General features: G+C 61.3%; 14 protein-coding genes. 7 read left to right on the forward strand and 7 right to left on the reverse strand.

Features of this window, described 5'->3' with window-relative positions:
- Positions 1–11: 11 nt before the first annotated feature.
- Positions 12–452, forward strand: a complete 441-nt coding sequence (locus ACILSO_RS22130) for a 3-hydroxyacyl-ACP dehydratase FabZ family protein (protein ID WP_395739641.1) — start codon at positions 12–14, stop codon at positions 450–452.
- On the opposite strand, the gene ACILSO_RS22135 is transcribed toward ACILSO_RS22130, so the two are convergent.
- From ACILSO_RS22135 to ACILSO_RS22150, 4 genes are all read right to left on the reverse strand, one after another.
- The gene (locus tag ACILSO_RS22135; protein ID WP_395739642.1) at positions 453–2,879 is read right to left on the reverse strand and encodes a sensor histidine kinase; all 2,427 of its coding nucleotides are present in this window, start codon (positions 2,877–2,879) and stop codon (positions 453–455) included.
- A gap of 104 nt (positions 2,880–2,983) precedes the next feature.
- Positions 2,984–3,670 carry a response regulator transcription factor gene (locus tag ACILSO_RS22140; protein ID WP_395739643.1) on the reverse strand — a complete coding sequence of 229 codons (687 nt, stop codon included), beginning with the start codon at positions 3,668–3,670 and terminating at the stop codon, positions 2,984–2,986.
- A 494-nt stretch (positions 3,671–4,164) separates the two neighbouring features.
- Complete coding sequence (locus ACILSO_RS22145) at positions 4,165–5,328, reverse strand: VWA domain-containing protein (protein ID WP_395739644.1); 1,164 nt, start codon at positions 5,326–5,328, stop codon at positions 4,165–4,167.
- 61 nt (positions 5,329–5,389) lie between these two features.
- The gene (locus tag ACILSO_RS22150; protein ID WP_395739645.1) at positions 5,390–7,543 is read right to left on the reverse strand and encodes a VIT domain-containing protein; all 2,154 of its coding nucleotides are present in this window, start codon (positions 7,541–7,543) and stop codon (positions 5,390–5,392) included.
- Positions 7,544–8,079: 536 nt separating this feature from the next.
- Here ACILSO_RS22150 and secG point away from each other — a divergent pair.
- Together secG and ACILSO_RS22160 are read left to right on the forward strand one after the other, a co-directional pair.
- Positions 8,080–8,760 carry a preprotein translocase subunit SecG gene (gene secG / locus ACILSO_RS22155; protein WP_395739646.1) on the forward strand — a complete coding sequence of 227 codons (681 nt, stop codon included), beginning with the start codon at positions 8,080–8,082 and terminating at the stop codon, positions 8,758–8,760.
- Positions 8,761–8,949: 189 nt separating this feature from the next.
- Positions 8,950–13,923, forward strand: a complete 4,974-nt coding sequence (locus ACILSO_RS22160; RefSeq protein ID WP_395739647.1) for a PVC-type heme-binding CxxCH protein — start codon at positions 8,950–8,952, stop codon at positions 13,921–13,923.
- A gap of 667 nt (positions 13,924–14,590) precedes the next feature.
- Here ACILSO_RS22160 and ACILSO_RS22165 read toward each other — a convergent pair.
- Positions 14,591–15,697, reverse strand: a complete 1,107-nt coding sequence (locus tag ACILSO_RS22165; protein WP_395739648.1) for an acyltransferase family protein — start codon at positions 15,695–15,697, stop codon at positions 14,591–14,593.
- A 139-nt stretch (positions 15,698–15,836) separates the two neighbouring features.
- On the opposite strand from ACILSO_RS22165, the gene ACILSO_RS22170 reads away from it, so the two are divergent.
- The 3 genes from ACILSO_RS22170 to ACILSO_RS22180 all read left to right on the forward strand — a co-directional run bounded on the left by ACILSO_RS22170 (position 15,837) and on the right by ACILSO_RS22180 (position 18,538).
- On the forward strand, positions 15,837–16,439 hold the full coding sequence (locus ACILSO_RS22170) for a hypothetical protein (protein WP_395739649.1): 603 nt from the start codon (positions 15,837–15,839) through the stop codon (positions 16,437–16,439).
- Between the two features lie 251 nt (positions 16,440–16,690).
- The gene (locus tag ACILSO_RS22175) at positions 16,691–17,812 is read left to right on the forward strand and encodes a sialidase family protein (protein WP_395739650.1); all 1,122 of its coding nucleotides are present in this window, start codon (positions 16,691–16,693) and stop codon (positions 17,810–17,812) included.
- 9 nt (positions 17,813–17,821) lie between these two features.
- Entirely contained in the window at positions 17,822–18,538 is a 717-nt protein-coding gene (locus tag ACILSO_RS22180) for a hypothetical protein (protein ID WP_395739651.1), read from the forward strand.
- 192 nt (positions 18,539–18,730) lie between these two features.
- On the opposite strand, the gene ACILSO_RS22185 is transcribed toward ACILSO_RS22180, so the two are convergent.
- Positions 18,731–19,441 carry an FKBP-type peptidyl-prolyl cis-trans isomerase gene (locus tag ACILSO_RS22185; protein WP_395739652.1) on the reverse strand — a complete coding sequence of 237 codons (711 nt, stop codon included), beginning with the start codon at positions 19,439–19,441 and terminating at the stop codon, positions 18,731–18,733.
- 127 nt (positions 19,442–19,568) lie between these two features.
- Between ACILSO_RS22185 and ilvC the strand changes: the two genes are divergently transcribed.
- Entirely contained in the window at positions 19,569–20,597 is a 1,029-nt protein-coding gene (ilvC, locus tag ACILSO_RS22190; RefSeq protein WP_395739653.1) for a ketol-acid reductoisomerase, read from the forward strand.
- A 95-nt stretch (positions 20,598–20,692) separates the two neighbouring features.
- Here the strand turns inward: ilvC and ACILSO_RS22195 are convergent, their stop codons facing one another.
- Positions 20,693–22,291: a sodium:solute symporter gene (locus ACILSO_RS22195; protein ID WP_395739654.1), complete on the reverse strand. Its 1,599-nt coding sequence runs from the start codon at positions 22,289–22,291 to the stop codon at positions 20,693–20,695.
- Positions 22,292–22,457: the final 166 nt, after the last annotated feature.

A 22,457-nucleotide genomic window follows, 5' to 3' on the forward strand; every position in this document is an offset into this window, starting at 1 on the left:
ATGACCACAGCATGCCATCTCCTGCCGACCTAGTTCAAGCGCTTTCCTCCTTGCCTCACGGTTCTGAGTTTCGCTTCATCGATGCTCTTACCGAGCTCGCCCCAGGCGCTTCCGCCAGCGCTGTATGGCGGCTCAAAGGAGACGAGGAATTTCTCCGCGGTCATTTTCCCCACTCGCCCCTCATGCCCGGCGTGCTCATGATCGAGGCCCTCGCCCAGCTCGGTGGCATCCTCATTCAGACCCGCCCCGGCGAGCCACAGCTGAAAAACCTCCGCCTCACCGCCGTCCGCCAGATCAAAATCCTCGGCAGCATCACCCCGGGCCAGTCCCTGCACCTCAGCGCCTCCCTCCAGGCCATGCTGGACACCCTCGGCCAGGTCATTGGAGAAATCCGCGACGACTCCGGCCATGTCATCCTCACCGGCGCCGTCACACTCGCTGGTGAGCGCTGATCACTTCGGCAGCCTCAGCATAAAGCAAGCCCCCTGCTTGTGCGTCGCATCCAGCGAGATCTCTCCTCCCAGCGCCGTTGCCAGCCTGCGGCACAGCGCCAGCCCCAGTCCCACCCCGGGAGCCGAATGCGCCGCCTGGTCCGCGCTTTTATGAAACGGATGAAAAATCCGCCGCCGCTCGCTGCGGGAAATCCCGCCGCCATGGTCGCGCACGCGTAGCATGGCAAATTTCCCGCTCGTGTCCGCCTCCACGTGGATCACCGGCTCCGCCGCTCGTGGCGCGGCGTATTTGCACGCGTTGTCCACCAGGTTGAAAAGGATCTGCTCCACCGCCGCCGCATCCACATGCAGCTGCGTTTTACGGTCCGTCTCGCTCGCCTGCACCCGCACCTCCATGCCGCAGTCACTCGCCCGCTGCTGCAGCCTTGGCAGGATGCGGTCCAGCAGCTCGCCGATCGTCACATTCTCCGCGCGCGCCTTCGCGCTCCCACGTTCCAGCCGCGCATACGCCAGCACATTTTCCACCAGATGGCTCAGCCGCCCTGCTTCACCCGTCAGAGTGTCCAGGTACGTCTTTCGCTGCGCTTCATCCGCCACCATCCCGTCCGCCAGCATCTCTGAGTACAGCCGGAAGGTGGTCAGCGGCGTGCGCAGTTCATGCGTCACGGCAGACACAAAATCCGCGCGCCTCTCGCTCAGCGCCACCGTCCCGAAAAGAACCAGCCCCACCGCCACCGCCGCCAGCAGCACGCACGCCAGCGCGATGCCCAGCGATCTCCTCAGCGGGGTCCAAAACGGCAGCGGCGGCAGCTGGATCGCACCCGGCACCAGCCGCACCGGCAGTGCCGCAAAGCGCAGCAGGTCATCCTCCGGCCGGGTGCCGGCAGTCGCGTTCGCCGCAGGCTCCAGCTTCGCATCAGGAAATAAATCCGTGATCTCCCGCAGCAGCGCCGCGCGCAGTGCGGGCCAGTCCAGCCACACCCCCTGCACCATGCGCACGCCGTCCACATAGGCCTCTCTCGTCAGCATCAGGTTCCCGCCCAGCCACACTCCTTGAAATGGGCGGGAGCTGTTGGTGCTCCGTTGGAATGCCACGGCAGGCTGGGCAGCCAGACTCAGGGAATTCATGCTGGAAGGGTCGGTGGGCGCCGGCGCACCTCCGCTCAGCGTTATCGAAGCCGGGAGCGCGCTTTTCGCCGCGGCTGCGGGCGGTGCCGCATTCGCTGCAAGCGAGGCAGCAGCTTTGGGAACAGCTGGCGTAGCAGGTGTTCCAGGCGGAGCAGGGGCAGGTGCAGCATCTGGCTTCGGCATGGGCGCCAGTGTCGCAGGCGGCATGGGTTTCTGGTCTTTTTCCGCTTTGTCATTCACTGCCTTCGAAGCCAGCGCTGGCATGGCAGGGCGGGTGGCGGGTTTGCTGCTTTCCGCCGGTTTTTCAGCCTCTTTTTTCAGCGCTTTGGCCGGCGACGTTTTTGCCTCCCCCTCCTTCGCATCGTTCAGCACCAGCGTCCCGCTCCCCGTTTTCAATTTGATCATCGGCTGCTGCTTGATCGCTTCCTCCGCCTGCAGAGTCACCGCGCGGTTGCGCGAAATGTTTTCCGAATTGTTCAGCTGCACCTGCTGCGTGGTCACCTGCCCCTGCTGTGAATTCCACGCATAGTTGCGTGGCATCTTCGCATCATTCATCTCCGTGGGTTTCGAATCATCAATGTCAAAGCGCACCACACACGCCATCTCCGCAAGTACCTGGCGGTTCAGCACCACGCTCGGCGCTGGCGCAGGTGTCCGCACCGGGCCGGGCGCAGAGGGAAGGGGAGGTGAACCCGCCGAAACAGAGGCAGGTGCAGGAACGGGTGCAGGCGCAGGCAAAGACGAAGGCGCGCTCGAACTCCTCAACAGCCTCGACTCTCGCTCCTTCGGCGGCGCGATCCCCTGGGCCGGTTTCGCCAGCAGTTCGCGCAGGCCGCTCAGCCGTTGTTCACTGCGCGTCAGATCCTCCGCATTGATGAACTGCGCCAGCGCCAGCGTGCGTTCGTCGTTTTGCGGCACTTGCGGAGACAGCACCTGGCCCCGTGAATCCATCTGAAAATGCAGCAGCACATGCTCCGGCACTTCGGCCAGCAGCGGAGACGGCACCAGCACCTCGCCCTTCGCCACATTGTCATACGCTTTGTTCACCAGGCCCTCCGGAGAATGGAAGGGCCTGAAATCATATGATGGCCGCGCATTCTCCCGTATCATGAGCGCGCTCGCCTGGAAATCCAGCCGCCACAGCGCCAGCCGCACACGCTCCTGCTGCTCCGCCTCCCGCGCCGCCGTCTCCCGTTCCTTCTCCAGCGCCAGCGTGTTCCAGCTCACCCACCCCATCGCCGCCAGCAGCAGCCCCAGGCAGCAGATAAAAGTGATCCAGATGTGAAGCGGTTTGCGCATGAAAATCAGATTATAAAAAGCAACAAATTCTCACCAATCATCAAATCCGGCTCCGGTATTAGTGTTTTATGAGTGTGCGATTAGTGGTTAAAAAAATTCCGCCCTCACGCCAGCTGATACCCTTTCCCCCGCACCGTCACGATCACCCTCGGCGCCTCCGCATCATCCCGCAGCTTGTGGCGCAGATTCGCGATGTGCATGTCCACCGTCCGCGTCTCCGTCTGCTTGTTTTCGATGTGCCACACCCGCTGCAGCAGCTCTTCACGCGAAACCGCTCTGCCTCGGTTTAGCGCCAGATAGCGCAGCACATCCCGCTCCCGCTCGGACAGCTCCGCGCTCTCCCCGTTCTCGAACCGCGCCACACTCTGGCCGAAATCAATCGTCGCCGCCGTCAGCGTCAGTGTTTCGCTCACCGGCTGCCGTTCCGGCGCGCGCCTCAGCACCGCCTCCACCCGGGCCAGAAGTTCGCGCACGCTGAAGGGTTTCACCACATAATCATCCGCCCCCAGTCGCAGCCCCCGCACGCGGTCATTTTCCTCGCCTCGCGCCGAAAGAATGATCACCGGTGTTCCCGGCCTTTCACGCCGCAATGCTTTCAGAATGTCAAACCCGCTCGCATGCGGCAGCACCAGATCCAGCAGCATGAGGTCAAAGGTGGAGCCCAGCGCTAGCTTCATTCCCTTGTCACCATCCCCCGCCTCCAGCGTCGTATGCCCGGCAAATTTCAGCGCATCCAAAACCCCACGTCGGATCGCGGCATCATCTTCAACAACGAGAATGGTGGAAGGCATGGCTCAGTTTCAAGGCGCACAGGGAAATTGCACGCCCAAAATCTTCCCGCCGTCCGCACCCTTTGTCTGTAAACGGAATGTAAAGAGACAGTCCCATCCACCTCTTCGACTCCGCCATCAGCATGCCTCGCCGTCTCATCATGAAAACTCAGGCGAATTCGCTGCGCTCCCCGCATCGGCCCCCGCGATCTATCCAAACCGCCGCATCCGTTCCCCCTCCCACCGCCCCAGAAGCACGCACACAAAAGATAATTCACTTCGGGGAGAGGGCCGGGGTGAGGGGACGACAGAAGCTCCCGTTTGCGGCCACGCGACGTGATGACCATCACAGCCACACCACAGTCCATAAAAACTCCCCCAAGTCATCCAACACTCCAGCTCCCCCAAACCTCCGCGAAAAAGAAAGCCGGAACCCGCTCTGAGGTGAAAATCCTCATCACAGATCCCGGCTCCCCTTCTTCATCCTTCATAACTCACCCTTCATCATTTTCCGTTCACTTCTCCCAGGCGATCCCCTTCTTCTCCGCCTGCTCCCGCAGCGCCTTGCACATGGCCGTGTCCAGGGTCTCTTTCTTGCTCGCTTCCTTGCTCTTCGCTGCCACATACGCCTCACGTTCCTTGTTCAGCTCCAGCACCTTCTTCTGAATCTCCGCACGCTCCGCGGTCTTTTTCTCCAGGTACGCCTTCCGCTCCTCCACCGTCATCTTCTTCATCTCCTCCGGCAGGTCCTCCTCCTTCACCTTCGCCAGGTCAAAATCCTTCTGCTGGCATGCATCCACCAGATCCCACGTGATGTTCAGGTAGCTCTTCCCCACCTTCGTCAGCGTGCGCTGCACCTGCGCGCCCGATGCCGCCTTCGCCGCCGCATTGTCATCCTGCGCGATCTGCCGCGCCTTCGCTGCCGGAGCCGCGGTTCCATAGTTCACATATGTGCGGTTCAGCGCCTCGTTCAGCTTCACGATCTCCTTGTCCTGCGGTGCCTCGACATGCACCACCGCCTGGTTCTGGTCGATCACCAGATACTTCCCGTCTGCCAGCAGCGCCCCCTCATTCCAGTGCTCCGCCACTCCCTGCGCCTCGCTGCCGCAGTGGATCGTGTTCACAATGATCCCCTTCGCGATCGCCTCCTTGCAGCTCTTGGTGGAGTTCACCGGCCCCTGCGTGAAAGGTTCGTTCCCGGCAATGAAGATCGCCTTGTACACCTTCGGGTTCGCATCCCACGCCAGATCCGTCGTCGCCCGCTGAATCACCGCCCCGCAGTACTCCTCACCACCGTTCGTCGTCAGTGCAAACAGCTCCTCGGACACCTTGTCCAGATCCCGCGTCAGCGGCTGGATCTGCCGGATCCAGTTCTCCTCCGCCCGCAGCGAAGACTTGCCGTATTCATACAGCGCCACCTGCACCGCAGGCGTCTTGCCATCCTGCTTCGCAGAGATGAATTCATTCACCAGCTTCCACAGCTGCGTCTTCGCCTGCTCAATGAGGCCGCTCATGCTGCTGCTCGTGTCCAGCAGCACCGCTATTTGCACCAGCGGTGTGTCGGTCGCCGTTTCCACCTTGGCCACCTCCACCACAGGAGAAGGGGCAGGCTGAATGTCTTTCGCATGGGCCACGCACACGGTCAGTGCCGTTGCCATCAGGATATGTTTTGTTTTCATGTTTAGGATAGGTTGGGTTGATTGAGTTGAGTTCGGTTGAATGAGTTTTGAAAAGGCCGTTTCAGCGCACCAGCACCACCTGGCCGCGATGCTCCAGCAGCAGCTCGCCACGCAGCGCCAGCAGCCCCTGCCGGTTGTCTTCCGCCAGTTCGTCCACCAGCCGGCTGAACTCAGCGCTGCCGATCTCGATGGTGCGGTCCGGTGCCTGTTCCGCCTTGGCCGCGCCTGCATCCGTCCACCGGTTGCCTTTGTTAAACAGCGCCCCGCCCTGGCACTGCTGCACCTTCGTGATCTCGACAGCCCGCATCTTGTCGTCCAGCCAGCGGTTGCGCACGTTCAGCTGCTTCGATTCCACACCCTTCTTCAGATTGTCCTGCTGTGCCACCGCCGCCGGTCCGCTGCGCAGCTTCATCGCCTTCTCGCTGTAGTTGTCCGCCGCCTTGCTTGCGTTCGCCGGCGCTGCTGCCAGCGAGGTTCCTTCCTCTGCCAGGAACGCAGTGTATTCGCTCAAAATGCCAAACTGCGTGGACAGCCGCACGATCTCGTTCACCAGCTCCGTCGCGTTCCCCGTTCCGCCATCCGCCCCCATGTCGCGGATCGCCTCGCTCAGCACCGCGATCTTGTTGCTCGCCCACAGCCTCGCCACAAAGGCATTCGCCGTGCTGGCCTTGTCCAGGTTAAACGTGAAATCAAATTTCCTCTCTCCTTCCGCCCCTGCACCCGTCAGGTGGAAATGCAGCGGCGCCTCACCGCGATACATGCCCGAAAGCAGGATCTGCTCTCCTTCAAAAACGTCGGGCAGGGGAGAGGGTATCAAATCACTCACGCGGTTCGGATCATCCAGCACCCGCAGCGCAGGCTTCGTCAGCAGCGGGCCGCGCAGCCGTTCAAACACACGCCCCACCTTCACCTCCACATCTTCCCTCGGTAGCACAAACTCCGCCGTCGCACGCGTCTCGCGCGCCATGCGCGTCAGCAGCGCTGTGTTCACATCCACCCCCACGCCAAATGTAAACACCCGCCGCTGATGCGGATTCCCCTTCGCCACCGTCTCACGGATCGCCTTCTCCGAAGTCTGGCCGATCGTTGGCAGCCCGTCCGTCAGAAACAGCACGATGGGCAGCATCCCCTCCAGCGGCTTCTGCCGCAGCGCCTCCACCACCGCGTCATGGATGTTCGTGCCCCCGCTCACCCGCAGCGTGCCGATGTACTCCCGCGCCTGCTTCGTCGTCTCCGCATTCTTCACCACCGGCTGCGCCGCAAACATCTCCACCGCCTCATTATAGACAATGAGGTTGAATCCCTCCCCGTCCTTCAGTCCTTCGATCACTTGCAGCGCCGCCGCCTTCGCCTGGTCCAGTTTCGGCCCGGCCATGCTCCCGCTTCGGTCGATCACCACCGTCACCTCGCGCAGCATCTCCTTCGCGTCCGCCTTCGGTTTCGGCGGCGCCATCATCACCAAAAAATAGCCGCCACCGATTTTCGGGTCCGGATACGCCAGCAGCGAGGCCGTCATCTCGTCCTTCGTCTCCCGCAGCAGCGCCACACGGAAGGCCCCCGGGTCCTTCGTCTCGCACGTCAGGCTCGCCTCGTTCCCGCCTGGCTGTTTCACCGCCACCTCATGACTCGGCGAATACACCGAGGCAATCCGCGCCGTCGACTTCACCCGCATTGTCAGCTTCCACGGCACCGCATACTCCACCGCTTCAGACCGCGGCAGCACGTAGTCGATCCGCGCTCCGTCCGCTTCCAGCAGTTGCTCGTACGTCACCCGCACTTTCTGCGTCCCGTTCGCCGGCACCGGAAACACGCTCGACTTCACCACCGCGTTTCCCACAAATTCCAGCAGCGCCGGATCCCGCGTCTGCGCCACGATGCTGTCGTAAATCCGCCTCGCCTCATTTTTCGGCAGCAGTTTCGCCGTGCCCTCCGCGTTTCCGCCCTCAAACGCAAACGTCTTCAGCACTGCCCCGCTCGGCACCGGCACCAGCAGCTCAGACTCCTGCGGCCTCCCCGTCGGATTCCTCAGCGCGATGTCCAGCGTCGTCGTCGCCACCTGATCCGCCACATCGATCCGAGCTTCCACTCCGGTCACCACCACCGGCTGCCCATGAATCACCCGCGCACTCGGAGAAATCCACCCCGGCATCCGCGAAGTCTGCGCCATCAGCGGCCCGGCCAGAAAAACAAACACAGCACAAAAAGTCGTCTTCATGCCCCCATCGTCCCCCTTTCCCCCAGCCCCGTCTGTAAACGCCCTGTAAACAAGGTGTCGTCCCATCGTCGCCCCTGGCAAACACCACCGCTCCCGCGTGCCCTCCTTCCTCAATTTACAGTTTTCAGTTCCCAGTTCCCAGTTCCCAGTTCCCAGTTCCCAGTTTGCAGTGCCGCACCTCCCAATACTCCCGCTCTTTCAGTTAATCGCCACTTCACCGCCTCCACCGCCGCTTGGTCATGGTCCCACCGCCCGCCCCCGAACTCGTAGGGCTGTCACAACGTGTTGGAGCATAAAGAGCGGGTGCGCGAGCGCCCGCCCCCAAGCCCGTAGGGCTCTCACAACCGTAGCCGTTGGTGTCAACCCACGGAACCCGCATCACCCACCCCTGTCAAACCCGTGGAACCGCGTAGCGGTGACACAAAACCACGCACCTCCCCAGGCTCACGCACCCCTCCCCGGCTGCTCAAACGCGAACTCCCCCTTGCCAACCCGGGAAGTCCCCCCATATTCGCGCCCCCCTACCAGCCCCTCTTATGGACATCTTCATTGGCATTCTTACCGCAGTCGAGGTCATCGTCTGTCTTCTGCTCATCCTCGTCGTGCTCATGCAGCGCCCTCGTCAGGAAGGCCTCGGCGCCTCCTTTGGCGATGCCGCCGCCAGCCAGGTCTGGGGAGCTCAAACCACCAACGTCCTGCAGAAGTTCACCGTCTATCTGGCCATCATCCTCTTCGGCATCACCATCCTTCTGGCCGTGCTTGTCAGCCGCAAGCAGAACGCCGGCAAGGGGCCAAAACTCTTTGGCGATGCCAAGCCCGAAGCCGTGGCTCCCGCTCCTGCCACCACCCCTGAAGAAGAGCTCAAAGCCAAGCTCATGAAGCAGATCCAGGAAGCCGCCTCCAAAGAAAAGCCCGCCACAACCGGCGAGCCCGCAAAATCCGCTGCCGCCCCCAAAGCCGACGACAAGAAAGCAGCCCCTGCAACGACAACGGCTCCTGCTCCTGCCACCACTCCTGCTCCAGTGCCAGCCCCGACGCCTGCGCCTGCAACGCCCCCGGCTCCAACGCCAGCTCCTGCCCCCGCCGCTGTTCCGACTCCGACGCCAGCTCCCGCAGCTGCTCCGGCTCCCACGCCAGCTCCTGCCCCCGCAGCCACTCCGGCTCCGACACCGGCCCCAGCCCCAGCTCCCGCTCCTCCAGCAGATCAGCCGAAGTAAGGCGCTCTCCTCAATATCCCCATTCCCCCACAGGGCACGACGCAAGTCGTGCCCTTTCTTTTTTCCGCCCACCGCCTCCATTCCAAGAACCAAGAACCAAGAACAAAAACAGATGTGCATTTCCGATAGCGCCCCGTGCGAAAACGGACTTCCCATCCCGCGTTGGTTCTGCCTACCATCATGCCAACCATGAAAAGCCTCATCCTCGGCCTCGCCCTGCTGTCGTCATTCGGCATCACGCTTTCGTCATTCGCGGCGGAGCCGCTCCGCATCTTCATCCGCTCCGGCCCCAAATCCCACGGCCCCGGCGCGCACGATCATCCCTCGTTCCTCCGCGACTGGGTACCCCTCCTCAATGAACGCGGCGCCAAGGCCACCGGCGGCGACTCCTTCCCTACCAAGGCGCAGCTCGATCAAACCGACGTGCTCATCCTCCACCTCGACAGCGGCGGCGACATCAAGATCGGCCAGGAGCGCAAGGACCTCCTCGAATACCTCCAGCGCGGCGGCGGCATCGTCACCATCCACGCCGCCTCCGTCTCCAAGGACCACGACTGGTTCAAGACCATCATCGGCGGCTCATGGCACCACGGCCAGACCAAATGGCGCGAAGGCCCCATGCACCTCTACTTCACCGATCACGAGAACCCCATCACCAAGGATCTCTCAAACTTCGCCATGGACGACGAGATCTACTACGACATGGACGTCCTCCCCGAGTGCCGCATCCTCGCCGGCGCTTACACCCCCAAGCCCTCCGGCGCTCGCAATGAAAAAGCCGCCAAGCGCGCCGATGAAATCACCAAAGGCGGCAAGGAAGTCAGCATCTACGACATCCAGCCCCAGGTGTGGACCTATGAAAAGGACAACTACCGCTCCTTCGTCAGCATCCCCGGCCACTACTACGCCAACTTCAGCCGCCCCAATTTCCGCGCCCTCCTCCTCCGCGGCATCGCCTGGGCCGGCAAACGCGAAAACGTCGATGAACTCTGCAAGCCCGACGAACTCGGCGACAACCTCCGCTACGTCGAAGGCGGCCCCACCCGCCCCGAAAAAGCCGCCGAGAAACTCGAAGTCCATCCTGAGTTCGACATCTCCCTCGTCGCCAGCGAGCCCCTCATCAACAAAGTCATGAACGTCGATTGGGACCCCAAAGGCCGCCTCTGGGTCTGCGAGACCCCCGAGTACCCCAATGGCCGCCGCGAGCTCAACGTCGAAAAATGGAAAGACAGCGGCTCCTGGACCAAAAAATACGACCGCGATCCCATCGACCGCATCTCCATTCTCTCAGACACCAATGGCGATGGCGTCATGGACAAAAAACACGTCTTTGCCGACAAGCTCGAACTCATCACCAGCTTCTGCTTCTACAAAAACGGCGTCATCGCCTGCTCCGCCCCGGACATCTGGTACCTCGAAGACACCAACGGCGATGACGTCGCCGACAAGCGCACCAAGCTCTACACCGGTCTCGGCACCGGAGACACCCACGCCGTCATCAACAATCTCCGCTGGGGCCTCGACGGCTGGGTCTATGCCACCCACGGTTACAGCTCCGGCCACGTCACCTCGCCCGATGGCAAACAAGACTTCGGCACAGACGGCTCCGGCGTCGTCCGGTTCAAGCCCGATGGCAGCGCCTTTGAGCAGTACGCCTCCCGCGGCGGCAATACCTGGGGCCTCGACATCACCTGGGACGGTCAGGTCTTCTTCACCCAGCCCACCAGCGGCACCGTCTTCTTCCACGTCGTGCTCCCGGAAAACATCCTCGCCATAGGCAAGATCCCCGGCACCACCAGTTGGAACGGCATGGTCACCCACCAGAAGACCTACCCCGCCATGTCCTGGCCAGAGCAGGCCTATGTACAGATCGATCTCGTCGGCGAGTTCACCGCCGCCGCCGGTTGCGCCATCTATGAAGGCGGCGCCTGGCCCAAGAAGTGGGACTACAGCTACTTCACCACCGAGCCCACGCTCAACATCGTTCACCACGAATTCGTCGAGAAAGACGGCGTCACCTACAAGGCCCACAAAGAAGCGGGCCGCGAAGAGACCGAGTTCATCCGCAGCAAAGACCTCTGGTTCCGTCCCATCGAAACCCGCATCGGCCCGGACGGCGCCCTCTACGTCATCGACTTTTACAATCAGGCCGTCATTCACAATGACACCCGCGGCCCCCTTCACGGCCCCGCCAACGCCGCCGTCCGCCCGGACCGCGACCACTACTTCGGCCGCATCTGGAAAGTGAACCACAAGCAGGCCAAAAAGCTCGATGTCCCGGTGCTGGATAAAACCAACGTCGCCAGTCTGGAGTCCGCCATGCGGACGAGTCCGAATGCTCACGTAAAAGCGGAGGCATGGAGAATGTTCGCTGAGCTGCAGCCCGATCAAAATTCAAAAGCAGGCCCGCCCAACCAACGGATGTTGAGTGGCGCAGCTCAGGCATTCGCCAAATACAGCCCTTGGAATGCCGGCATGACGGATTACGCAGGAGGATTCAAAACATTCACTTCGGCGTCTGAAGATTGGACAAAATCGGCGGTGGTGGCTGCCGCGTCCTCTGCGATGCCAGCCGAGTGGATCAAAGCAGCCTTGTCCGTTGACTCTCCTAATGAACTGGGCGCATTCGTAAACGCGGTCTTGCCCGCGGCACTCACGAAAAATGCTGCTGATGTGGCTGTGCTCATCTCCACCTGCGCCACCGCGGACGCCAAAGCCTCCCCCCTGAAAATCATCATCCTTCAAGGCATCGCCCAGCAGCTTACCGAAGCACCCGCTATCACCCCGGAGCTCACCGCCTCGCTGAAAAAACTCCTCGCTCAGCCCGCCCTCGCACCCGCCACTTTGCCCCTCGTCACCAAGTGGGATAAAGCCGGCGCTCTCGCCAGCGAAGTCAAAGCCCAGCTCGCCACCCTCACCGCCAAGCTCCAGGACAAATCCGCCGCCATCCCCGACCGCATCGCCGCCGCCAGATCCCTCATCACCATCGGCGGCGACTCTCTTCGTATTGTAGTGCCGGCTTTAGCCGGTCCGGACAGCCCCGCCGCTCTCCAGTCCGCCATCATCGAATCCCTCGGCGAAAAAGGAGAAACCACCGCCCTCGTGGATGCCTTCACCTCCCTCAAACCCGAACTCCGCTCCCCGGCCTTCGACGCCATCCTCAAGCGCCCCGAATCCTCCCTCGCCCTCCTTGCCTTCATCCAAAACGGCAAGCTCGATCCCAAGGAGATCGGCCCCGGCAACATCGCCCGCCTCCGCACCCACCCAAATAAGCAGGTCGCCAAGCAGGCGAATGCCATGATCGACAAGCTCAACCCCAACGCCAAGGCCAAGAACGAACTCATCGCCCAGTTCACTCCTGAAGTCGAAAAACCCGGCGATGCCGTCAAGGGCAAGGCCATGTTCACCGCTGCCTGCTCCGTCTGTCACAAGCTCGGCGATGTCGGCCTCCGCGATGTCGGCCCTCCGCTCACTGGCATGGGCTCCCATGGCCCCGCCGAACTCCTCGTCCACATCATCGACCCCAACCGCGAAGTGGACCCCAGCTTCTGGGCCTGGAACATCACCACCAAAAAAGGCGAAACCCTCGCCGGTGTCATCGCCAGTGAAAACCAGGCCAGCCTCACCCTGCGCAATCAGGGCGGGGACGTTGAAGTCAAAAAAGCCGACATCGCTTCTCGCGAAAACACCCGCCGCAGCCTCATGCCCGAAGGCCTCGAAGGCCTCGGCGCTGAAGCCCTCCGCGACATCCTCGCCTTCATCTGCGGCGGCGATCAGAAATTCCGCGTCATTGACCTGCGCACCGCCTACAACGCCGACAGCCGCGCGGGCATCTTCGCCAAAGAAGACGCCAAGGACCAGACCGTGACACTCCACAAATTCGGCAACGTCACCGTGGAAGGTGTGCCCTTCTTCGTCATGGATCCCGAGAAATCACAAACCGGCGCCAGCCTCATCGCCCTCAAAGGCGGCGGCAAAGGCACCGTGGCCGAAAACTTCCCCGCAAAAGTGGAGATCGCCACCAATGCCACCGCTGCCAGCCTGCACTTCCTCGGCGGCGTTGCCGGCTGGGGCTGGCCCTTCGGCGGTGACAAGGCCCTCGGCCAGCCCGCCATGACCGTTCACGTCGAATTCGCCGATGGCGACAAGGAAAGCATCCTCCTCAAAAACGGCGAACACTTCGCCGACTACATCGGCAAAGCCGAAGTCCCTCTCAGCGATGATGCCGGCGACTTCACCCGCCGCGGCCAGCTTCGTTACTTCGCGCTCAACTTGAAAAAGAAAGGTGCCCTCAAAAAGATCACCCTCGAAACCAGCGGCAGCATCGTCACCCCCTGCACCGTCGCCATCACCGCCAGCACCGAGCCTGCGAAACAATCGGGGACTGCGCCCAAGCCGAAAGCCAAAGCTCCCGCTCCCGCACCAGCAGCCGAAACCGGCCCCAAAGAAGGCGGCAAAGGTGATGGCCCTCTCGCAGCCGCCACACCCATCAAATGGGAAGCCGGCAAAACTCGCGTCCTCGTCATCGGCGGCGGCTCCTCCCACAACTTCGCCGAATTCTTCGGCAAGACCGACGTCGCCACACTGCAAGCCGCAGGCTTCACCGCCCACTACACCGAAGACCGCGATCAAGCCGCAGCGGAACTCGCCAATGCCGACGTCGCCATCATCAGCGTGAACCGCAAATTCTTCGACACCATCCCTTACCGCAAAGCCCTCTTCGACTTCGCCGCCGCAGGGAAGGGGATCGTCATGCTCCACCCCGGCACCTGGTACGGCTTCGGCGGCTGGCCCGAGCTGAACGCCCAAATCGTCGGCGGCGGTGCCCGCGGCCATGACCGCATCCATCCCTTCGATGTCAAAGCCCTCAAAGCAGATCACCCCATCATGGCCGGCGTCCCCGCCAGCTTCACCGTGGAAGACGAGCTCTACTACGTAAACGCCGAGCCCGAAAAAATCCCAGCCGGCACCTCCAAGATCACCGTCCTCGCCGAGACCAGCCCCAGCGACAAATACAAAGCACCTCACCCCAGCGTCTGGATCACCGACCACCCCAAGGCCCGCATCGTCGGCATCGCCCTCGGTCACGACGCCCGCGTCCACGACCTCAAACCCTACCAGCAGATCCTCACCAACGCCGCCAAGTGGGCCAGCGGCAAATAAAGCCGCCACCTCACTCCCCGCTCCCTTCCGCAGCATCGTCCTCGTCCTCAAACTCGAACTCGGCCTGCCCTTCGTAGCTTGATCGAAGAATGGGGCCTCGATCCTGCCGCTCCGCCGTCAGGGCAATGTGACAAGATTTTTGAGAGTTGGTCTGTTGAGGCTTTGAAGGCCAACGGCCTTCCGTAATTGAGCCCAGGGATGCCGAGCGATAGCGAGTGCTTCCCTGGGTTTGCAAGCACAGCCTGGGAAGCAAACCCATTGCTTTCTTAGCACACGGCGTTCACCAGCAGCGTCTCCACGCCACTCCGCCGCAGACACAGCCTCCGCATGCTCCATGGCTCCCAGTTTCAAACTCCACAGGCATTCCATTCGCGTCAGTCTATCGCGCAATCATCAATAAATTCCCCCCAAAGCGAAGCAGACTTCCGTACAGTAGCCATCCCGCTCCGTGCGATGAGCCCAGCATGCGTCGGATCATTTCGCACTCAATAAGTCCAAGGCGGCCAAAGCAACTCTCCCTCTCCCAGCCCCTGACTCACGCAAAAAAGCGTATTTCCCTTCGGGGAGAGGGTCGGGGTGAGGGGTGAGTGCCCAACGTTTGAGCAGAGAAGGACTCTCTCCACCACAAAGCCACCGTTCACCGCCCACTGCTTTACCGGCGCACCCCCTACACCCTCACAAAAATCCCCCTCAAGTACATCCACCTCGCCACCATTAGCATCACCAAAAAAGTCATGCAGGCCGGCATCCAGTCATAAGGCGACGGCGTGGGAAACATCAGCCTCTCGCTCACCACTCGGAAAAATCCAAACCCCGAGCACAGATACAGCGCGATCGGATTGGCCCCCACCCACAGAAACGGCGCGATCCCACGTCGCCATCCGCGCACATCCACGCTCCAGTAAAACACCCCCAGCAGCACCGCGCTCCATCCACCCGCCACCAGCACAAAGCTTGAGCTCCAGATCTTCTTGATCACCGGGAAAAACGGATGCCACGCCCATCCCAGCGCGATCATCACCGCGCCCGCCACGATCAATCCCACCACCTTGCGCGCCGGCCTCGCATTCCCCGTCAGCCAACGGCCTGCCAGCACCCCCAGCAGCGCCGTCGCGATCGCCGGCAGCGTGCTCAGAATCCCCTCCGGATCATGATCCCCGTCATACTTCCTTCCCGGCAGCCACACACTGTCCAGGTAGTTCGTCAGGTTCACGCCCTCCGCAAAATGCCCCGTGCCCACATCCGGCATCGGCACACAGCGCAGCAGCCAAAAGTAAACGATCAGCAAAGTCGCTGTCGCCAAAGTCAATCCGCGTGCCCCCAGCCATAGCGACATCAATCCCGCCGCCGCCGAAGCAATCCCGATCCGCTGCAGCACCCCCAGCCAGCGAATGTGCTCCACGCCGTCCTTCAGTCCGCCAGATGCAAGGATGCCCAGCGCCACCAGGATCAGCGCGCGTGCCATCAGGTGTCGCACCGCCGCTCCCTTTCCATCCCTCGCCACGCGCTTCGGCAGCGCGATCGCCATCGACACCCCGGCGAGAAACAAAAACAGCGGAAAGATCAGGTCATAGAAGCGAAAACCCTCCCAATCCACATGCTTAAACTGCGCAGCAATCTCTGCCACCAAGCCGTTCCCCGGAAACGCCCGCCCTAGCACCTTGGTGACCACTGCCGACAGTCCAAGAATCCAGCACATGTCAAAACCCCTCAGCGCATCCAGGGACAGCAGCCGCGCCTGCGGCAGGGAAACAGAATGGGAAGATTCAGACATACACCAAGGAAGTATCAGGGATCGCTTTGACGGCCCACTTCAAAGTAGAACGGACCTTCATCTCCGATGATTGCGGTTTGCTGGCCAAGGGATGGAAACAGTTGATACAGGGAGATGTTTTAACGACAAATGCCACCCCATGAAACGAAGCTTAACCTGCTTGCTTATCCTGCTGTTTTCCAGCGTGCAGTCAGTTGCCGAAGAAGCAGGCACTAAATGCGTAACGACAGACTCAGACATTGCCTTCGTGGTTAAGGATGCGGTGAAAGCCGACGCGAATCTAGCCAGGCGTTATCCTGTCGTCAAAACCTCGGAAAATGGCAAGCCATTAAGTTTGGAATGGGTGGCCATGGAACTAGGCACTTTGAGCGAATCGGAAAAAATCGCCGAGATCGGAGGGAAGGAAATTAGCCGCTTTGTGGTTTGGAAAGATGGCAAAAACAAAAATGGCGATGGCATTGTCTGTGTCTGGTTTGGAATCCAAGACGCAGCACCATCTGGCTACATGGGCTATCGGCCTTTCCTCATCTTCCCAGGCGATAATGATATCAGATGGTGGGAGTCCTACTGCAGCTATAATGAGAAAGATGGTTTCACCGTCAGGCTTATGAGCACCGTCAAAGGAACTGGGGTCTACTGGCAGGAGAGCTCTGTGGGATTTAAAAAAGGAGAGCCATCTCCTTTGCGCATAAGATCTGGAGGTCGCGGAATCGAGGAGCCACACGTTCGGAAATACCGCTGACGAGTCATCCATTTCGTTCTCTGTTCGATATTCGTTTAGCGGTTTCGTGCGTTCCGTTCCGCGACCACCGCTGCTCCATCGTCAGCCCGGCGCATTTACGAAGTCCGGGCTTTAGGCAGTCCGAAATCTGATCTGTAACACCCCGTGCTCTCTTCCATTCCACCACATTGCAGTCTCGCCCGAAGCGGCACGTTGATACCGCGCCCCTCCTTCCTCAGGGAAGATAGTCGTACTCCCGACGTTCTCCCCCCATGAAAGTGTTTCTCCACCTTTTCACCCTCTTCCTGCTCGCGTTCACCCTCCACGCCCAGGACCTCACCATCACCCCGTTCCCCAAAGCCTACGTGCAAAGCCTCTGGACCCAGTCCATCTGGTCAGACGGCCACCACAATGGCTTCCCCGGCATCGCGTGCGTTGGCGCATTCTACTACGTCACCTTCCGCAGCGCCGAAGCCCACGACTCCCCCTCCGCCAAAATCATCGTCATCCGTGCTCCCGCCACCGACATCAAAGCCTGGGAAAAAGTCGCCGAGTTCACCCGCGATCACGATTGCCGCGATCCCCTCGTCTTCGACAACAAAGGCAAAGTTCAAGTAGTCTTCCACTCCCAGGAAGACTTCTTCTCCCAGTCCGCCGACGGCCTCACCTGGACCGAGCCACGCGAACTCGAAACCGAATTCGTCCAGCCCAAGTCCGACAGCCGTCTCACCTTCACCTCACAGCGTCGCTGGCTCTTCCGCATCCGTCAGGGACCCGACGGTGCCTTTTACAGTCTGGCACGTTGTGGTATCCACGGCAAGGACAGCCGCGGCTCCTTCGGCCTCATCCTCTTTCGCTCCGAAGACGGCATCAAATTCACCGGCATGCACACCTACGGCGAAGGCCCCACCAGCGCCATCAGCCAGGCCGGCGGCTCCGGCTGGGGCCACGAAGCCGATGTCGCATGGACACCCGATGGCACCCTCGTCAGCGCCATCCGCAACAGCAACCCCGGCGTCATCGTCTTCGGCAAGGCACCCCTTGGCCCCTGGAAAGCCTTTGCCACTGATGCCTGGAATTTCGGCGGCCCCGCCCTTCATCAGACCAAAGCCGGCGGCATCCTTCTCGCCGCCCGCGCCCTTCCGGAAAAAAGCACCATCGGCTTTCCCAGCGTCTGCAAAGTCTGGACCGTCACCGCCACCGGCGTCGAAAAACCCTGGATCATCCCCAGCGCCGGCGATGGCGCCTATCAAAGCTTCGCCGACGGCCCCGCCAACGACGAAGTCCTCCTCGCTTACTACTCCTCCCACGAATACCCCCAGCCCAAAGGCGTCGGCAAAAATCCCGCCAACATTTACCTCGCCCACCTCCGCATCCGGCATACGGCACCTTGAACAAGAACAATGTCGAACAACAACAACTACTCCCAGCTCAATCCCGAGCTCATCGTCGCCACCGTCGAGCAGCTTTCGCGGCGCATTGAAGAACGTTTCCCAGAGGCAGGCCTCCTCGAAGTCTCCCGCCATCTCTGCCGCATCGCCCGCGACTCCCGCCAGCGCGTCAGCGAGTCCGCACGCCGCTCCATTTGGATCCACGCCTCCATCATCCTCCTCCTCGGTCTGCTCGTCTTCGGCTTATGGATGAGCACCTCTGAATTGCGCATCCAGTTCAAGCCCGGCTCCGTCACTTGGCTCGAATTCATCCAGGCCATGGAGTCCGGCATCAATGACGTCATCTTTGTCGGCGCCGGCATCTTCTTCCTCGTCAGCCTCGAGAGCCGCATCAAGCGCCGCCGCATCCTCAAAGCCCTGCATGAACTCCGCTCCCTCGCCCATGTCATCGACATGCATCAGCTCACCAAAGATCCTCAGCGCGCTTCCGGCTCCCTCGTCACCACACCCTCCTCCCCCTCCGACGAGCTCTCCCCCGACCAGCTCATCCGCTACCTCGACTACTGCAGCGAAATGCTCTCCCTCGTCGGCAAGCTCGCCGCCCTCTACCTCCAGCGCACCGATGATCCCGTCGTCCTCAGCACCGTCGACGAAATCGAAAACCTCACCACCGGTCTCTCCCGCAAAATCTGGCAAAAACTCATGATCATCCACGCCGGCCCAAAATAACGCCCTGCCTCCCGAATCCTCCTCGTCCTCCTCCTCGAACTCGTCCTCGATCAAATCCCTCCGCTCCACCAAATCTTCCTCCTGCACCTCCTCTTCCTCCCTGCATTCCGGCAACACGCAGCCACCCCGTCCCACAAAAAAAAAGGCAGGCCCGCAGGCCTGCCTTTCATGATTCAAAAATCGTCTGCTGCTTTACTTCACGATGCCCAGCAGCTCCACTTCAAACACCAGCGTCTCGTTCGGGCCGATGTCGCCGCCTGCGCCGTTCTCACCGTAGGCCAGCTGGGAAGGGATGAAGATTTTCCACTTCGAGCCCACCGGCATCAGCTGCAGCGCTTCCGTCCAGCCCTTGATCACTTCCTGCACACCGAAGGTGATCGGCATGCCGCGCTCCACGGAGCTGTCGAAGACCTTGCCGTCCAGCAGCGTGCCGTGGTAGTGCACGTTCACTTTGTCCGTCGCCACCGGCTTCGGTCCGTCACCGGCCTTGATCACTTCATACTGCAGACCGCTGGCCGTGGTCGTCACGCCCTTGCGCTTGCCGTTCTCGGCCAGGAATTTCTCGCCCGCAGCCTTCGCTTCCTTCACGCGCTCCGCCGCCTTCGCCTGCATGCTGGCTTCAAAGGCCTGCATCGCGGCTTCCAGTTCCGCCTGGGTGTACTTTGGCTTCTCACCGGCCATCACAGACTTGATGGCTTCGCTCAGTGCCACCACGTCGATGGCCACGTTCTGCTTTTTGAAATTTTCCCCAATGTTAAGACCGATGAAATAGCTGACTTTGTCCATGGGTACGGGGCCTGCGGCAGCGGGGGCGGCCACAGCTTGTGCGGGTTTGACTTCTTGGGCGTTTGTGATGACTGTGGCCGCAAGAACGGCGCAAAGCAGGGCGATGGTGGGTTTCATAATTGGAGCGGGAAACCTACCCACGGCTTCCGGACCGGTCAATGAAAGCCTTGCCACCCCGGGAAAAAGCCGTTTGACCCCGCCCCCCCCTTGAAGCACTATCGCCGCCCCTCTAACCAGAACTACTATGCCCGCGAAAATCTATACTGAAAAAGACGCCAGCCTTGCACCGCTCAAAGGCAAGACCTGCGCTGTGATCGGCTTCGGCTCCCAAGGCCACGCCCACGCCCTGAACCTCAAGGAGAGCGGCGTCAAAGTCATCATCGGCCTCTACCCCGGCAGCAAGAGCCGCGCAGTCGCCGAAGAAAAGGGCCTCAAGGTCATGGACACCGCTGAAGCCGTGAAGGCCGCGGACGTCATCTTCGTCGCCGTTCCTGACACCAAGATCGGCGGCGTGTACAAGAAGGACATCGCCCCTCACCTCACCAAGGGCAAGACCCTCCTCTTCTCCCACGGCTTCGCCATCCTCTACAAGACCGTCGTCCCGCCGAAGGATGTGAACGTCATCATGGTCGCCCCGAAAGGCCCCGGCCACATCGTCCGCCGCCAGTACACCGAAGGCAAGGGCGTCCCCGCCCTCATCGCCATCTATCAGAACGCTGACAAGCAGGCCAAGAAGATCGCCCTCGCCTGGGCCCACGGCATCGGCGGCACCCGCGGCGGTGTGCTTGAGACCACCTTCAAGGAAGAAACCGAGACCGACCTCTTCGGCGAGCAGACCGTGCTTTGCGGCGGCGCCAGCGCGCTGGTGCAGGCGGGCTTCGAAGTCCTGGTGGAAGCCGGCTACTCCCCAGAGATGGCCTATTTCGAGTGCTTGCACGAGCTGAAGCTTATCGTTGACCTCATGAACGAGTCCGGCATCGCCGGCATGCGCTTCTCCATCTCCGAGACCGCCAAGTGGGGCGACGTGAAGGTCGGTCCGGCCATCATCGACAAGAGCGTGAAGACCCGCATGAAGAAGGCCCTCAAGGACATCCAGACCGGCAAGTTCGCCAAGGAATGGATCAAAGAAACCGAGACCGGCTACAAGAAGTTCAACAAGCTGCTCAAAGACGGCGAGAAGCACCCGATCGAGAAGACCGGCGCCCGCCTTCGCAGCCTGATGCCCTGGATCAAGAAGCGCGACATCAAGGGCGCCCAGGCCAGCTACTCGTAAGAGCAAGCCGAAGTCGTCAAAGACTCAACAGAGCGCGGACTGGAAACAGTCCGCGCTTTTTTTGTGTGATTACGCGGCGTTTGCCGCACGCCCCATCACACGTCCACATGGTTCGCTTCAGCTGCCCTGGCCGACGCCAGGCGCGATTCCGGCGTCCTGAACAAGATCGCCACTCCAATGGTCACAAAAGTGCCCAGCGTGATGCGCCATGGAAACGAAAGCACGAACGGCTCCGCGATCCCCACCTTGGACTGAATGCCAAGCACATTGCTGAGGAACAGCACCGCCAGCATGCCACACACCATCGCGATGATGTTTCCCGTGTCGCAACCGCGTGACTTCGTGAGCACCGCCAGCAGAAACACCCCCAGCAGGGAGCCGAAGGTGAACCCGAGAATCCCCAGCACCAGCGGCAGGATCTCCACCTTCGGGTTGTGGGCCATGAACCACGCCGTCCAGATGCCCACGCCGATGATCAGCGCCGCAAAAAACACCGTGCTCCAGCGCAGCACCGAGATGCGCTTGGATTCCGGCGCATCCGCAGGCAGTCGCGGCAGGATGAAATCACGCGACAGGCTTGTGGCCAGCGCATTGAGCGCCGTGCTCAGAGAGCCCATCGCTGTCGCCAAAATGCCCGCCGTGACGAGTCCGCGCATGCCCGCCGGCATCTCGTTCATGATGAAGAACGGGAAGACCTCGCGGCTTTCCGCAGGCAGGTTCACCGCCGGGTGGGCGGCATAGTAGGCCTTGAGAAGCACGCCTACCAGAATGAAGGCGGACACGATCGGCAGATCCACAATCCCGGAAAGAATCGTGGCAAAGGCGCTCTGTCGGCGGTTCTTCGCCGTGAGCATCCGCTGCACCGTATCCTGGTCGATCCCGTGCGTGCTCATCGTCACAAACGTGCTGCCGATCACCGCGGCCCAGATGGTGTATTCATTCGTGAACACATTTTTCACCCAGGACCACACTCCCGGGTCCCCTGCAGGTTTGGCAAAGTCAAAAAAGACCGGGCTCTTGATGACTCCCGTCACCGCATCCCAGCCGCCAGGTATCTTCATCAGCAGGTAGGGAATGGTGAACCCGAGAGAGGCCACCAGCACACCCACCTGAATGAAGTCCGTCCAGATCACCGCACGGATCCCGCCCACCGAAGTGTACAGCGCCGTCAGCAGCGTTACCACCACCACCGCCCCGGCATACAGCCAGAATTTCGTCTGGGCATCCACCGCGCCGCCCTGCCACATCGCCACCGCCAGCACCAGAATGATCGCCGAGACATACAGCCGCGTCCCCATCGCCAGCACACGCGTCAGCATGAAGGTCACAGAGGCAAACTTCCGCGTCACCGGTCCAAACCGCGTCTCCAGAAACTCATACAGCGAGATCACCCCATGCTTGTAGAAAATCGGGATGAAAAGAAAACTGACAATGATCCGCGCCATCACCGTGCCGATGGCAAACTGCGCATAGCTCCAGTTCTGCCGGCTGTAGCCGGACTCCGGCGCCCCGAGAAACGTCGCCGCGCTGATCTCCGCCGCCAGGATGGATGCCAGCACCGCCCACCACGCGATCTGCCGGTCCCCCAGCGTAAAGCCCTCCACACTGCCGCTCTTGCTCCGCTGCGAAAGCCCGATCCCAATGATCAGGGCAAAGTATCCGAGAATGACGAGCGCATCGAGGAGGTAAGGCATGGCGTGTGTGGCGCGAAGTCTCGCCGCAGATCACCACACACGTCAAGCACACAGCCTGCCACCGGCCAAACTCTCCATGGCACGCGCACCCAGAAAAAGGGAGGGCAGGCGGCTTCATCACCATCTGGCACCTTCGAATCATCCATCGCCGTATTGTAGTACCGGC

The organism is Prosthecobacter sp. (assembly GCF_044226605.1).
In the GTDB taxonomy this organism is placed as follows: Bacteria; Verrucomicrobiota; Verrucomicrobiia; order Verrucomicrobiales; family Verrucomicrobiaceae; genus Prosthecobacter.

Bases quoted from the DNA above. Each gene is read 5' to 3' on its own strand.
- ACILSO_RS22145 (WP_395739644.1), bottom strand. From the start codon at position 5,328: ATGAAAACAAAACATATCCTGATGGCAACGGCACTGACCGTGTGCGTG.
- ACILSO_RS22135 (WP_395739642.1), bottom strand. From the start codon at position 2,879: ATGCGCAAACCGCTTCACATCTGGATCACTTTTATCTGCTGCCTGGGG.
- ACILSO_RS22160 (WP_395739647.1), top strand. From the start codon at position 8,950: ATGAAAAGCCTCATCCTCGGCCTCGCCCTGCTGTCGTCATTCGGCATC.
- ACILSO_RS22150 (WP_395739645.1), bottom strand. From the start codon at position 7,543: ATGAAGACGACTTTTTGTGCTGTGTTTGTTTTTCTGGCCGGGCCGCTG.
- ACILSO_RS22185 (WP_395739652.1), bottom strand. From the start codon at position 19,441: ATGAAACCCACCATCGCCCTGCTTTGCGCCGTTCTTGCGGCCACAGTC.
- ACILSO_RS22140 (WP_395739643.1), bottom strand. From the start codon at position 3,670: ATGCCTTCCACCATTCTCGTTGTTGAAGATGATGCCGCGATCCGACGT.
- ACILSO_RS22180 (WP_395739651.1), top strand. From the start codon at position 17,822: ATGTCGAACAACAACAACTACTCCCAGCTCAATCCCGAGCTCATCGTC.
- ACILSO_RS22130 (WP_395739641.1), top strand. From the start codon at position 12: ATGCCATCTCCTGCCGACCTAGTTCAAGCGCTTTCCTCCTTGCCTCAC.
- ACILSO_RS22165 (WP_395739648.1), bottom strand. From the start codon at position 15,697: ATGTCTGAATCTTCCCATTCTGTTTCCCTGCCGCAGGCGCGGCTGCTG.
- secG (WP_395739646.1), top strand. From the start codon at position 8,080: ATGGACATCTTCATTGGCATTCTTACCGCAGTCGAGGTCATCGTCTGT.
- ACILSO_RS22175 (WP_395739650.1), top strand. From the start codon at position 16,691: ATGAAAGTGTTTCTCCACCTTTTCACCCTCTTCCTGCTCGCGTTCACC.
- ilvC (WP_395739653.1), top strand. From the start codon at position 19,569: ATGCCCGCGAAAATCTATACTGAAAAAGACGCCAGCCTTGCACCGCTC.
- ACILSO_RS22170 (WP_395739649.1), top strand. From the start codon at position 15,837: ATGAAACGAAGCTTAACCTGCTTGCTTATCCTGCTGTTTTCCAGCGTG.
- ACILSO_RS22195 (WP_395739654.1), bottom strand. From the start codon at position 22,291: ATGCCTTACCTCCTCGATGCGCTCGTCATTCTCGGATACTTTGCCCTG.